Raw genomic sequence first — 12,793 nt, 5'->3', positions numbered from 1 at the left:
CGCGATCGAACACGATGCGAAATCATGATCGACTACGGTGCGAACTGGCGATCGATCACCGTGCGAATATGCAGTTGACCAAAATGGCTATTCAATCTGGATAGCTAATGAAATGCAGCGGTATATAACATCACCTGATCTTGTAACAGTTTGCTCGGAGACTAATAAACCAGGGTATTATTGTAAAGGAATCATGATTCATGCGAAAGAAGATCAAGAAGATGATGGTCCAAATTCATCTTGGACGGAACCTTATGATCCCGCAAAAGATAATAAATTATCGTTTTCATACTGGGCGTATCCTATACAAAAAGATAAGAGAGAGCAGGGCAGTTTAAGCCCCTATGGTGTGGCATTTTGGCCTGCCGGCAAACTTCGCACGGATGGCTCAGCTTACGAAGAAAACTTCACCTGTGGTTTTCCTCGTGATGGCGGCACGGGCCAGACCCTGGGAGTAAATCAATGCGGCCTGGTGAAGAAAAAGAGTTGTCAAAGTGAAGGAATCTCCACTGCTGATGATTACATAGCGAGTAAGAGAAATTGTGGCTTTTCACTAAATAACCCTAACAATGATGATACATTGAGCGCGTTTTCGACCATATTAGAAGTCGAGAAAATAAAACTCAACACATCTCAAAACGCCCTTTATAGTATGGATGAATTCCTATTAAAACCCTGGACTGGTACTGACTTGAGCAAAATACCATTGATGGCATTCTTCATTAATATGGTGAGGGAGACTAGCGACAGTGGTAAACGGTTAATAGAATACATAGATGGAGCACGTAAGTTGCAACTAGACTTCTATAAAAAATCCGGAATATTTGCACCAATTGTCGTCATCTTTGGTGATCCTCATAACAATGACTGGTCACATCTAATATTTTCCAGTGGTGAGGAATACCAATCCCCAGAAATACCTCAATATGTTCATGTATTTACTGGAACCAATAACGATTATTCTTCATTCGCTTTTGCCCGTCATAGATAAAGGCTCTGTCGCATCAAGAGAACAAAGGTAGCCAAAATTGTGCTGGCTATCTTTTAGGCATCCATCAGTTGACATCCTCCCTCCTTCACTCGTTAGAACACTCGCGCCGAAGCGAATAACCTGGTTACGTTGCGGGCAACTCGTAACGTCGCGGTGAACTCATCTTCCAATTGCCATTTGGTTCGTTAGCATCGGTTTCCCCTCCAGTTATCTGGTTATTGAGGAACATCATGCAGGAACGAAAAATCTACACGCTTGAAGAAAAAAGACAGCATGTTGCCAGCTGGCGCGCCAGCGGTCTGACCCGTCAGCAGTACTGCGAATTACATAGCATCAAATTTTCCACCTTCCGGGAATGCCCGCAGGATACCAAAGCGGAGTGCAGGGTTAATGACTCAGGGCTGATACCCGTACGCATTGCTACTGCACAGCCCGTCGTTCCGCCTCCTCAGGTCGTCAACGACCCTGTCATGCTGTTTTTGCCCGGTGGCATCCGTATGAGTTGTCACGCCACTCAGCTCACCGATGTCTTCAGAGCGCTCAAACATGCTGACACCTGAGAACGTTTTTCTCGCGGTCAGACCGGGGGATATGCGGCGCGGGATCGATATGCTGACGGTTCAGCCTACCGGTCTCATCAGACGCGTAGGTTCGCCAGAATGGTAGGGCTTGAGCCAAAACTTACGGCAGTACGCAGCCCGGAAAGCAACGGCTGGCAGAGAGCTTCGTCAAAACGATGAAGCGTGACTACACAGTACCATGCCGAAACTCGACGGGTTAACAGCGGTAAAGAACCTTGCTGGGGCATTCGAACACTACAACGAATGGCATCCGCATAGTGCGCTGGGGTATCGTTCACCACGGGAGTATCTGCGGCTACGAACCCGTAATGGGTTAAGTGATAAAAAGCGTATGGAAATATAGGTGACATTCCATTGAATTGTTTGTGTCGTGTTTTTTTACATAATGAATTCAGTTGAAGTGTGATGTTAATGTTGTGTGATTGTCGAAAATTTGCGTGTCAGGAATAATTTCAATATGTAATGGTGAGGTTGGCAGCAGTGGAGTGTCGAGCAGGCATGTTCACGCCAGGAGAGACGGGACAGCTGTGTTCTGGCTGTGACGGCGTTAAGGGTAACCCGGAGTGGTCAGAGAGTACCTACGCATGATTATAGATGTGCAACTCTGGTATCGAGCTCTTGACCGCGGTAGTCTTCGTATTCAGCTGAAGGAGAAAGCTTTTAGTGAAACAAATCCTGTGAAAACGGCGAATGACTGGTTTACCGGAAATAGAAGCAGTGATGAACGGAAATGCATGTTGTCGCTCTGATTATACGTTAGCGTATCCCACTCCTGTGCATTGAACTATGGTATTCGTTATTCTGTTGGGCGAGTATAACGGTATGCGGAAAATTCGCTGTTCAGAAAATATAGTTGTTAAAAATTCCGGAATGTTAATGGAGAATTGTCGTGATGGCTTATTTTTTTATGTTACCGTCAGCAGATGATATTCTCCTGCTGATTGTGATCTTTTCCACTTTAATGATGTCTGCTTATGTTGGCAGGTTTGTATACAAGACGAATGTGAATGATACAGCTATTGAACCAAGCATTATAACGGGTGCCACCCTGACTCTGTCAGGGCTGCTTATCGGATTTGTGTTTTCAGTTACTTTAAGCGGTTATTCTGCAAGGGGGCAGGCAGAGGTGAATGAAGCACAAATGGTAGGTAGTGCATTACAATATTCACTTCTTTTACCTGATGTAATGCAGAAAAAAGTTCAGCCTTTGCTTAAAAAGTATGTCAATGACCGCATCCATTTTTTCAGGGAAGATAATGATGCTGCGGGAAGGGGGTGGGCCCGTGAAACTGAAGAAATTCAGCAGAAACTGTGGCATATTGTGCTTCCGGATAAAGGACATGATCTCACTCCTGTATTGTCTTCAGTACTGAAAACCTATAATGAGCTGATGACGTCCAAACAAAAAACAAGTGCTGTATGGAAACGACAGGTGCCTGATGCTGCATGGATAGTATTACTTTTATTTGCCATGAGTGCCTGTTTTCTCACTGGGCATCAGGATCTCGCTCACCCAGGGTATTTGCTGGTGTTGCCTGTACTTACCTCGCTGGTGTTGTTTGTCATTGCGGAGATTGATATCCCGGGCCAGGGTATCATAAGGGTCACGCCGGATGATCTTGAGCAAATATCAGCCCAGTTAATTACCAATATACCGTCTGCTGAATTTTACAATCTTACAACACCTGTTCATCATGTTCCTCGATAAAAAAGACGTAACGGTTCATGATTGTCATTGCTGGCTTGGTTAAGGGCCTGAAGCTATTTTGTATGTATTTTATGCTGTGTTATAAAACGTTTAAATTTTATTGAGAGTATAGAGAAATAAAGACTGGTATGGGGTTTGTAGTGTGGTCATTGATAATATAGCTGAAAGGCTTGAAAGTGCAGGGTTGTGGCGAAGAGCAGCTGTTCGTTGGCTTGATGTTCTGCAGATATGTGAGACGGACAGACAAAGAGAATGGGTCTGCCGGAGGAGATATTATTGCCTTTCGAATGTTAAAATCCAGATGGCAGATGATAAATTATATGTGCATTCAATTAATCGTGCAGCCAATATAACACTGGCCAAAATGGGTATCAGTCAGCCAAATGGTGTGGCGTACAGGATCAAGACAAAAACGTATGAGGTATGACGCTGTAATTTAATATTGCCATACTATTTCATTTTATATTTAAATTATTCAGTTACCAACATTTGTTGGGTTATCGTAGACAAGGGGCATGTTATGGGAATGAAGCAGGCTATTATGGGGTGGTGTCCTTCAAAATTTGAAACGTATCAGTATGTTTTTGAAAAATATGGCGGAACTGTGAATGCACACCCCGACATAATTTATTTTTTTATGTCAAATTTGGGTTTGAAGTTCGAATTCTGGCATTATAAGGAAGACGGTGAGGTCGTGGCTGCCTACTTTATTTCTGAAGGGAAAATATTTGGTCTGAATGTATGGAAATATTATCCAGTTTCAAGAGATGAAGTGATTATGCCCTTTTCTCCGCACTCCCGGTTGTTCGTTCCTGTCAGGTCAAACGATCTTTCATTAAGACATAGAGTGGGGGTGATGAACGCATTTTATTATGGAAAGAGAAAAATATGCATTGTCAAATCAAATTTTTCGGCGAAAACAGAGAAAAAAAGGAATGGAGAGCTTAAACAATTCCTTTCATGTGGTGGGGGAATATTCAGTCTCAGAGATATGACGGCTAGTGAAATAGCCAGATTATATATTTATCTTTTTAAAAAAAGATTTGGTGAATCGGTGAGGTGTTACCGGCATGAAAATCTGGTTAACCTATTGAGCAGTATCCCGGGTATGATTGAAGGGAATGTGCTTTTTTTTAAAGGGACTCCCTGTGCATTAGATCTGGTATTATGCTCACGCAGTAATCATCTTGCTTATTATGATGTGCCGAATGGTGGAATGGATCCCGAGTTTTCTGCATTCAGCCCAGGTAGTCTTTTAATGTGGGCCAATATTTGTGATGCCCGTGCACAGTGTGGCCGGGACAACAGAGAGATGATTTTTTCTATCGGCAGGCATGAGGCAAACTGGGATTATAAATTACGATGGGCTGAACCTCAGATGACAGGAAGAATTATTAGCCTGTAAACGCATTACTCCGATAAATATGATGAATATATCAACACCGATATGTTGCCCTAGATAAACTGGCGATAAATTAAAATGAAGCTGACAACTATTATTTTCAGTTACACACTGTGCTGGTTTCTTGCAACCTGGATACTTGATCCCGCTGTGCCCTATGACGCTGTTGAGGCACTTAACTGGGCAACAAATGCTGAATGGGGTTCCCCTAAAAATCCATGGCTACCAGGTACAGTAATGTTGCCACTGGTTTCTTTACCGTTGCTTCCGGTGAATGTTTACTGGTACGCCATTCACTTTATTGCTGTAGGAGTAGGACTTTCCGGTGGATGGCATCTTGCCTTTCAGGTGAGAGGGTCACGTCGGCTGGCATGGTTTGCGCTGTTATCTTACGGTATGTCAGGGATCATCAACTTTGATATTATCCCGTATAATGATAATTATCTATTAGTCATGTTGTGGCCATGGATGATGTATTTCTTTTTTCGGGCACTGACAAACACTCCCTGGTGGTGGCTTGCGTTTGGTGTGGCTGCGGGTTTGTCGGTAATGGCGAAGTATTCCTCTCTGGCATTCATCATATTTGTCATTCTAACCCCCTTTATTTTTCCGGCACTCCGGCGATGTTATACCCATCCTGCATTCTGGACGGGGCTGGTCATAGGTACGAGTATGGTGGTGCCTAATCTGTTCTGGCTTGCTGAGCATAATTTTTCTGCGTTCAGATGGGTTAGTGGACAGATTAGCCATGGGATCAACATCAAAGTCTTTATTGCTCTATTGTCGGTGATGTATCCACTTATTTTTTCTTTTTTATTCCTGAAGTATAGTTATGTTGGGTTGGTGTGGCCTGAAGAGCCCGCAAAGAATGCTCTGCTTATGACTGCCATTTCCCCTATTGTGATTATCTCTGTATGGTTTCTTTTTAATGAAGGTGGAAGGTTAACTGAATGGCTTCAGCCATTTATAATGGTACTTCTTCCATTAATGGTTTCTCTTGTCCGCCCTGATAAGAGAAAGCCAGACCTGAAAAAAGCCTTTATTTTTTTTGGGGTATGCTCAACCCTGGTGCTCGCGGGATATGTTGTAGTTATGACCTGCAATATTAAAAATGCAGGTAAAAAGTTCTCAGGAATACAATCTTTTAGCCAGGGCATAAAAAGTGAATGGGAACGTCTTTATGGCACCCAGCCATTACGATATGTTGGTGGTGAGTGGCTTTCTCAGTGGTTGACTGTTTACGTAAAGCCGCGCCCTCAGGTGCTGAATCGATGGAATGATGAAAAAATGCCGGGCATTTATAATGCCCGTATAACTCAACAGAAAATAAATAAATTTGGTGCTGTTGTTATAGGCACGTCTGGTGGGGAATGTAACCGTTCTAACTTTTCCGAATTCAATTATGAATGGCCAGAGTTAGAGGTTTCACATTATAAACAATATTATTTTTCTTCATATTCTCGAGCTGAAAGAAAAAGAGTGTGTGTTGGCTTTATTGATCCAGGTAAATAATGTCATAACGGAGCATATGCTTTGTTCTGCCATGCTCTCCGGAAACGTTCTGCATTGGAAGCTGTATACAGTACTGTATGACGAATATTTTTATGACCCAGGTAATCCTGAATAAGCCGGGTGTCGTTTCCGCGGTCTGCGAGGCTGTATCCGCAGGAGTGTCGTAACATATGAGGATGCGCTTGTATTTCTATTTCTGCTCTTTTGCTATATTGTCTGATGATTTGATAGAATCTTTGCCTTGTCATTTTATTTCCATTGACAGTAAGAAAAAGCAGTCTGGAGTCATTATTTGGGTATTTATTTCTTTCAGTTAACCATTCATTTAATTTATTCATGACAAAATCAGTGACGGGATGAACGGTACTAAAACCATTTTTAAGGCGTTTAATATTTAAAATTCCTGATTTTCCGTCATAGTCGTCAATTCTTAATGAAGTCAATTCGCTGACCCTGAGGCCATGATAAAAGCCAAGACTTATCATGCACTGGTCTCTCAGTATGTTTCTGCTGTTATTAATAGAGTTTAGCAGAGTCATGATTTCATTTTCAGTCAAAAACTTCCTGCTCATAGATTGGGGCCTTGTGTGAAGGAGTACCATGGAATATTAATGTTATTGGTATTATTAAACTTATTTGTTACAATTTGCAATTATTTTTCATGGTAATGTGTTTTTTGTTTTTGTGTTTTTTGTTGATTTTTCACTGCAATTTGGTTTTCTGTGGTTTTTTATTCTGATTTTTTTTGGGGAATGATGAGAGCAGTTCTGGGATATGCCATTTCTGGGGGCAGTACAGAGCCCTGTGAGGTTCCGCATATTTTTATTTTTTTTGTGACATGGTTCTGCTATCTGAAACCGCATTTTTGAAGAATCTTTGAACAGAGGGTTTATGCGTAAATACATATTTAATTCTTATATTCTAACTGGAGTATTATTCATGGCAGTTTCGCTGACGTGGGGGACAACATGGATGGCGATGAAAATTGCATTGATATCCTTTTCGCCAGTGTTTGCAACGGGATTGCGTTTTCTTATCGCTGCACCGGTACTTATTACCATGGCGAAATGGTCTGGAACACCTTTGTTGTTTCCCCGGGGGATAAGGCATTTTCAGATTATCCTTTCATTATTTTACTTTGCCGTTCCATTCACGCTGATGATTTATGGTGAAGAAACCGTTTCATCCGGAATGGCCTCACTGTTGTTTTCTGTGATGCCAGTTGCAATAGTCATATCATCCTGGATTTTTCTCGGCCATATGGTTACAAGGATCCAGCTGGCGGGAATAGCTCTGGTTATATCAGCTCTGGGAGCAATTATCATTAATGAAACGGGAAGTGCAGAAATTCAAAGCTGGAAGGGGGTTATTGCGATCCTGATGGCCGTTACGCTTCACTCAGTGGTTTATATTCAGTGTCGTAAGTATTGTTCGGGCATTTCAGTGCTTACATATAACGCCCTACCTTGTCTCGGGGCAGGGCTGTTATTGATAAGTTTTGGCGCATTTTATGAACATATTAACGTGGTTACCTTTAATCTAAGGTCCCTGTATGCCATTACGTATCTGGCTATTGTCGCCGGAGTACTTGGTATTATGGCATACTTTCAGTTACAGAAGCGTGTTGTTCCGTTTTATGCTTCACTGGTTTATTTTGTTTTCCCGTTAATTGCTATTGCACTTGAAGATATTATGATGCATCAGCCGATGTCAGTTAGTTCTGAAATACTGATAATGCCATTTATGAGTGGTATTTTACTCGTACTTTACCCATTATGGTGTGCCGGGAAAAGTAAAACATGACAAACGGTTTTTTGGACAGGGCACCTGACCTTCTGTCTGGTGTTGCGAATTATGTTGCAGGATGTTTTGTATTCCTTACGGTTTTTAAAGTTGAAATTTACATTGCGTCTGGTCGGCTGAATATTCTGTTAGTGTAATCAGCATCCCGAGTGCTTTACGGAAAGCTAAATAACATGGGAAATAATTCTCTTAACTGTAAAAAAGATGCCGCCAGGACCTTCTTGATTCGTCTTTCGGACCTTGTTGTACGACGTCTGGAGACATTCTGGCTCCTGGCTTCGCTAGCGAGTGTGATGATGTTGTTTGCTGAATCAGCCATGCCAGGGGCGGGTTATTTGCTACTGAACTATCAGACTGGAGAATATCTTTTTACCGTCATTTTCACAGCTGAGTATATTTTACGATTATTGTCCAGTAGGAACCCCGAACGGTATATTTTTAGCTTTTTTGGCATTATCGATTTCGTCACACTTTCACCTCTTTATATTCTTTGGTTATGGCCGGAAATTGCGGTGGAGTATCTTACTGTTATGCGCCTGCTACGGGTATTACGTCTGATAAGGCTTGCCAAAGTGCTCCGCTATCTTGATTCGGCCTCACTGATATGGAACACCCTCTACAGTGCTCGTCGGAAGTTACTGTTGTTTCTGGGCATGGTGATGATCCTGCTGTGCCTGTCGGGGGGAATGATGTATGTCATTGAGGGGCCAGAACATGGATTTACCACGATTCCGGTGTCGGTGTACTGGGCAGTAGTGACCATGACAACAGTAGGGTACGGAGACATCACGCCTCATACGACTGCTGGCCGCGTGTTGGCGTCTTTGCTCATTCTGACGGGCTATTCAATGATCGCGATCCCGACGGGGGTGATGAGCGCGTACATGACAGAAATTATGCAGCGTCGCCGCAAATATCTCCGTTGCGCATCATGTCAGAATACGGAGCATATCGATAATGCACGCTTTTGCCAGCGATGTGGGGTATCTATGGATAATAATGCCCCCCCGACGCTGACTGAAACGAGTTATGCCGCCAGGAAATGACCGGTAGTTTGCCTGGTCATTCACGGGGGGGGATTTAGACAGACAGCTACACGGAAAACAATAAGATATGGAGTACTGACGATGGATACCATAGAGCATTCTCTGCTGGCATTTATTAATACACAGCCTGATCAGCTGTACCACAAAGGGCGCTGGATATACGGTGTGGATAAACCGTTTAGCGGATTGTTTATGGTGATGTCGGGAGCCACCAGACTGTACCGACTGACCGAGGAAGGGGATGAGTTGGTAACAGGGTTTTGTCTCCCGGGTGAATGGTGCGGACTGCCTGATTTATCGTCGGGATGCTATACCGGCTATGCACAGGCGCTGGATACTTGTGCGGTGCGTTGCCTTTCTCCAGCATTGCTGGAGAAAGCACTGGCAGGACAGGGCAGCAGGCGGGATATGTACAGTCTGATGAGTAATGTCATCAGACAAAACAAGAAACGGTATTTTCAGATAAGTAAGGCTCGTGCGGATGTTCGCTTCGCCATGTTTATTCAGGATTTGTCTCGCCGTTTTAGTCTGCGGGGATACTCACCGCGTGAGTTCCGCCTGCCCATGACGCGGGGAGACATTGCAAACTATCTGGGGCTGACACCAGAGACTATCAGCCGGGAAATTACAAAGCTAGAACAACTGAATATTCTTCATTTCAGACGTCACTTCATAACTATTCAACACCCGCGCGTGTTAGACGCATTAATATTGAATAAATGACGCCCCCGACTGATATTGTGGGATATGTTTTATTGCTAATCAGGATAAGGGGAACATAATGATGAACTGGCTGGATTTTCTTGTTCATCCGTGATGGTTTTTATTGCTGATTATCCTGGTCGATGCTGAATGAGCCTGGTAATATACCCGGCATGAACAGCTCACTTCCTGACGATATCGATGAACTGAAACGTCTCCTTGCCGAACAGGAGGTGCTGGACCGTGCCCTGCTGGAAAAGCTGAACGAGCGTGAACGCGAAATAGATCACCGTAAGCGTACAGCGAGAGCCGTCTGGTCATAACCTGATGTATTCGACAAAGTGGTGTCCACCAAATAAGTAGTGGGAACCAAAGTGTCAGATATGCAGAAAAATGTGACTCCCGGCAGGCGTAAGGGCTGCCCTAATTATTCTCCTGAGTTTAAGCAGCAGCTCGTTGCTGCCTCCTGCGAACCCGGAATATCCATCTCAAAACTGGCGCTTGAAAACGGCATCAACGCTAATTTGTTATTTAAATGGCGCCAGCAGTGGCGCGACGGAAAGCTACTGTTACCTTCCTCAGAGAGTCCTCAGCTACTTCCTGTGACTCTCGATGCCACTGCCGTACAGCCAAAATCGCTCGCGGAAGACCCGGGGCTCAGTATCAGCTGTGAGGTAACGTTCCGGCACGGGACGCTTCGCCTCAACGGTACTGTCAGCGAAAAGTTCCTGCCTCTGCTGATACAGGAACTGAAGCGATGATCCCGTTACCTTCAGGCACAAAAATCTGGCTGGTAGCCGGGATCACCGACATGCGCAACGGCTTCAATGGTCTGGCCGCAAAGGTGCAGACAGCGCTGAAAGATGACCCGATGTCCGGCCACGTCTTCATCTTCCGGGGACGCAGCGGCAGTCAGGTCAAACTGCTGTGGGCCACCGGCGACGGGCTGTGCCTGCTGACAAAGCGGCTGGAACGTGGTCGCTTCGCCTGGCCCTCAGCCCGCGATGGCAAAGTGTTCCTGACCCCGGCGCAGCTGGCGATGCTGATGGAAGGTATCGACTGGCGACAGCCAAAGCGGTTACTGACCTCCCTGACCATGCTGTAGCTCTCTTTAATCCTGGTTGTCGCAGAATAAGCCTGGTAAAATACGGGCTTATGAACGACACCTCTTCTGACGACATCCTTCTGCTGAAACAGCGCCTGGCCGAACAGGAAGCGCTGAACCGTGCTCTGCTGGAAAAACTGGCCGATCGTGAACGCGAAATAGACCATCTGCAGGCGCAGCTGGATAAGCTGCGCCGGATGAACTTCGGCAGCCGTTCCGAAAAGGTATCCCGCCGTATCGCGCAGATGGAAGCTGATCTGAACCGGCTTCAGCAGGAAAGCGATGCCCTTACCGGTCGGGTTGATGACCCCGCGGTGCAGCGCCCGCTGCGTCAGACCCGCACCCGTAAACCGTTCCCCGAATCGCTTCCCCGTGATGAAAAGCGGTTGTTACCCGCAGAGCCCTGCTGTCCGGAGTGTGGTGGTTCGCTGAGTTACCTGGGTGAGGATGCCGCCGAACAGCTGGAGCTGATGCGCAGCGCCTTCCGGGTTATCCGTACGGTGCGCGAAAAGCATGCCTGTCGTCGGTGCGACCGCATCGTGCAGGCCCCGGCGCCTTCGCGCCCCATCGAGCGGGGCATAGCTGGACCGGGGCTGCTGGCCCGCGTGCTGACCTCAAAGTATGCAGAGCACACACCGCTGTATCGCCAGTCTGAAATATACGGCCGCCAGGGCGTGGAGCTGAGTCGCTCACTCCTGTCGGGCTGGGTGGATGCGTGTTGCCGGCTGCTGTCGCCGCTGGAAGAGGCGCTTCGAAACTATGTGCTGACTGACGGCAAGCTTCATGCCGATGACACGCCGGTGCCGGTGCTGCTACCGGGTAATAAGAAAACGAAGACGGGGCGCTTATGGACGTACGTTCGTGACGACCGTAACGCCGGATCCGCGCTGACGCCGGCGGTGTGGTTCGCTTACAGCCCGGACAGAAAAGGCATCCACCCGCAGACCCATCTTGCCGGCTTCAGCGGTGTGCTGCAGGCAGATGCATATGCCGGGTTCAACGAGCTGTACCGCGATGGGCGGATAACGGAAGCTGCCTGCTGGGCTCACGCCCGCCGTAAGCTCCACGATGTGCACGTTCGCACCCCATCAGCGCTGACGGAGGAAGCCCTGAAACGGATCGGCGAGTTGTATGCCATCGAGGCGGAAATAAGGGGAATGCCGGCAGAACAGCGACTCGGCGAACGTCAGCAGAAAGCTAAACCGCGACTGAAATCCCTGGAAAGCTGGCTGCGAGAAAAGGTGAAAACCCTGTCGCGACACTCAGAGCTGACAAAAGCGTTCGCGTACGCCCTGAACCAGTGGCCGGCACTGGCGTACTATGCAGGCGATGGCTGGGCTGAAGCAGATAATAACATCGCAGAAAATGCCCTGCGGCTGGTCAGTCTGGGGAGAAAAAACTGGCTGTTCTTCGGTTCTGACCACGGTGGTGAGCGGGGAGCACTGCTGTACAGCCTGATCGGGACATGCAAACTGAACAGCGTGGAGCCAGAAAGCTACCTCCGCTATGTTCTTGACGTTATTGCTGACTGGCCGGTCAATCGGGTGAGTGAACTGCTCCCCTGGCGCGTAGCACTGCCGACTGAATAACACATCCCCGTCAATACGGCTCTCGCTGTACGCTTACAGATCACCTGCAGGTGCAACTGGATAAGCTGCGCCGAATGAACTTCGGCAGCCGCTCCGAAAAAGCCTCCCGCCGTATCGCGCAGATGGAAGCCGACCTTAAGCAGTTGCAGAAAGAAAGCGAGAAATGGATCGGTGAGTTGTATGCCATCGAGGCGGAAATAAGGGGGATGCCGGCGAAGCAACGCTTTGCAGAACGTCAGCAAAAAGCTAAACCGCGACTGAAATCCCTGGAAAGCTGGCTGTAGTGGCACAGTAAATTTGGCCACCTGATTAAAGGTGATATTCTCACCTCAACACAAAACAGGTGACTTAATG

General features: G+C 46.4%; 13 protein-coding genes and 3 pseudogenes. 15 read left to right on the top strand and 1 reads right to left on the bottom strand.

Annotated elements, in window-relative coordinates; genetic code table 11:
- The first annotated feature begins 193 nt into the window (after positions 1-193).
- From DEO48_RS25965 to DEO48_RS25930, 7 genes and pseudogenes are all read left to right on the top strand, one after another.
- On the top strand, positions 194-991 hold the full coding sequence (locus tag DEO48_RS25965; protein ID WP_109846710.1) for a hypothetical protein: 798 nt from the start codon (positions 194-196) through the stop codon (positions 989-991).
- A gap of 230 nt (positions 992-1,221) precedes the next feature.
- Positions 1,222-1,551, top strand: a complete 330-nt coding sequence (locus DEO48_RS25960) for a hypothetical protein (protein ID WP_109846709.1) — start codon at positions 1,222-1,224, stop codon at positions 1,549-1,551.
- A 54-nt stretch (positions 1,552-1,605) separates the two neighbouring features.
- Positions 1,606-1,915, top strand: a pseudogene (locus DEO48_RS25950) (integrase core domain-containing protein); the annotation flags it as partial.
- A gap of 546 nt (positions 1,916-2,461) precedes the next feature.
- On the top strand, positions 2,462-3,280 hold the full coding sequence (locus DEO48_RS25945) for a hypothetical protein (protein ID WP_146198350.1): 819 nt from the start codon (positions 2,462-2,464) through the stop codon (positions 3,278-3,280).
- 142 nt (positions 3,281-3,422) lie between these two features.
- Positions 3,423-3,707, top strand: coding sequence for a PerC family transcriptional regulator (locus tag DEO48_RS25940; protein WP_109846707.1), 285 nt, complete (start codon positions 3,423-3,425; stop codon positions 3,705-3,707).
- Positions 3,708-3,800: 93 nt separating this feature from the next.
- Positions 3,801-4,685, top strand: coding sequence for a GNAT family N-acetyltransferase (locus DEO48_RS25935; RefSeq protein WP_109846706.1), 885 nt, complete (start codon positions 3,801-3,803; stop codon positions 4,683-4,685).
- Positions 4,686-4,760: 75 nt separating this feature from the next.
- Positions 4,761-6,194 carry a glycosyltransferase family 39 protein gene (locus DEO48_RS25930; RefSeq protein WP_109846705.1) on the top strand — a complete coding sequence of 478 codons (1,434 nt, stop codon included), beginning with the start codon at positions 4,761-4,763 and terminating at the stop codon, positions 6,192-6,194.
- Between the two features lie 2 nt (positions 6,195-6,196).
- Here DEO48_RS25930 and DEO48_RS25925 read toward each other — a convergent pair whose 3' ends face one another.
- On the bottom strand, positions 6,197-6,766 hold the full coding sequence (locus DEO48_RS25925; protein WP_109846704.1) for a tyrosine-type recombinase/integrase: 570 nt from the start codon (positions 6,764-6,766) through the stop codon (positions 6,197-6,199).
- A 367-nt stretch (positions 6,767-7,133) separates the two neighbouring features.
- Here DEO48_RS25925 and DEO48_RS25920 point away from each other — a divergent pair, with 367 nt between their 5' ends.
- The 8 genes and pseudogenes from DEO48_RS25920 to DEO48_RS27305 form a co-directional block, all read left to right on the top strand.
- A complete protein-coding gene (locus DEO48_RS25920) occupies positions 7,134-7,997 on the top strand; it encodes a DMT family transporter (RefSeq protein ID WP_258306213.1) in 864 nt (287 codons plus the stop codon).
- A gap of 173 nt (positions 7,998-8,170) precedes the next feature.
- Positions 8,171-9,043 carry an ion transporter gene (locus tag DEO48_RS25915; protein ID WP_258306212.1) on the top strand — a complete coding sequence of 291 codons (873 nt, stop codon included), beginning with the start codon at positions 8,171-8,173 and terminating at the stop codon, positions 9,041-9,043.
- Positions 9,044-9,124: 81 nt separating this feature from the next.
- Complete coding sequence (locus DEO48_RS25910) at positions 9,125-9,766, top strand: helix-turn-helix domain-containing protein (protein ID WP_109846702.1); 642 nt, start codon at positions 9,125-9,127, stop codon at positions 9,764-9,766.
- Between the two features lie 152 nt (positions 9,767-9,918).
- Positions 9,919-10,035, top strand: a pseudogene (locus tag DEO48_RS26900) (hypothetical protein); the annotation flags it as partial.
- A 93-nt stretch (positions 10,036-10,128) separates the two neighbouring features.
- Entirely contained in the window at positions 10,129-10,506 is a 378-nt protein-coding gene (locus DEO48_RS25905; protein WP_109846701.1) for a transposase, read from the top strand.
- Positions 10,503-10,850 carry an IS66 family insertion sequence element accessory protein TnpB gene (gene tnpB / locus DEO48_RS25900; protein ID WP_032667561.1) on the top strand — a complete coding sequence of 116 codons (348 nt, stop codon included), beginning with the start codon at positions 10,503-10,505 and terminating at the stop codon, positions 10,848-10,850. Before DEO48_RS25905 ends, tnpB begins: the two co-directional genes overlap by 4 nt.
- 50 nt (positions 10,851-10,900) lie before the next feature.
- Complete coding sequence (locus tag DEO48_RS25895; RefSeq protein ID WP_109846700.1) at positions 10,901-12,439, top strand: IS66 family transposase; 1,539 nt, start codon at positions 10,901-10,903, stop codon at positions 12,437-12,439.
- A gap of 50 nt (positions 12,440-12,489) precedes the next feature.
- Positions 12,490-12,708, top strand: a pseudogene (locus DEO48_RS27305) (IS66 family transposase); the annotation flags it as partial.
- Positions 12,709-12,793 lie beyond the last annotated feature (85 nt).

The sequence above is a fragment of the Enterobacter sp. CGMCC 5087 genome (assembly GCF_003144775.1).
GTDB classification, from domain to species: domain Bacteria; phylum Pseudomonadota; class Gammaproteobacteria; order Enterobacterales; family Enterobacteriaceae; genus Enterobacter; species Enterobacter cloacae_M.
The sequence above is the reverse complement of the archived record's forward strand: the minus strand, read 5'-3'. Positions and strand labels throughout refer to the sequence as shown.

Bases quoted from the DNA above. Each gene is read 5' to 3' on its own strand.
- DEO48_RS25965 (WP_109846710.1), top strand. From the start codon at position 194: ATGATTCATGCGAAAGAAGATCAAGAAGATGATGGTCCAAATTCATCT.
- DEO48_RS25960 (WP_109846709.1), top strand. From the start codon at position 1,222: ATGCAGGAACGAAAAATCTACACGCTTGAAGAAAAAAGACAGCATGTT.
- DEO48_RS25935 (WP_109846706.1), top strand. From the start codon at position 3,801: ATGGGAATGAAGCAGGCTATTATGGGGTGGTGTCCTTCAAAATTTGAA.
- DEO48_RS25930 (WP_109846705.1), top strand. From the start codon at position 4,761: ATGAAGCTGACAACTATTATTTTCAGTTACACACTGTGCTGGTTTCTT.
- DEO48_RS25925 (WP_109846704.1), bottom strand. From the start codon at position 6,766: ATGAGCAGGAAGTTTTTGACTGAAAATGAAATCATGACTCTGCTAAAC.
- DEO48_RS25920 (WP_258306213.1), top strand. From the start codon at position 7,134: ATGGCAGTTTCGCTGACGTGGGGGACAACATGGATGGCGATGAAAATT.
- DEO48_RS25915 (WP_258306212.1), top strand. From the start codon at position 8,171: ATGGGAAATAATTCTCTTAACTGTAAAAAAGATGCCGCCAGGACCTTC.
- DEO48_RS25910 (WP_109846702.1), top strand. From the start codon at position 9,125: ATGGATACCATAGAGCATTCTCTGCTGGCATTTATTAATACACAGCCT.
- DEO48_RS25905 (WP_109846701.1), top strand. From the start codon at position 10,129: ATGCAGAAAAATGTGACTCCCGGCAGGCGTAAGGGCTGCCCTAATTAT.
- tnpB (WP_032667561.1), top strand. From the start codon at position 10,503: ATGATCCCGTTACCTTCAGGCACAAAAATCTGGCTGGTAGCCGGGATC.
- DEO48_RS25895 (WP_109846700.1), top strand. From the start codon at position 10,901: ATGAACGACACCTCTTCTGACGACATCCTTCTGCTGAAACAGCGCCTG.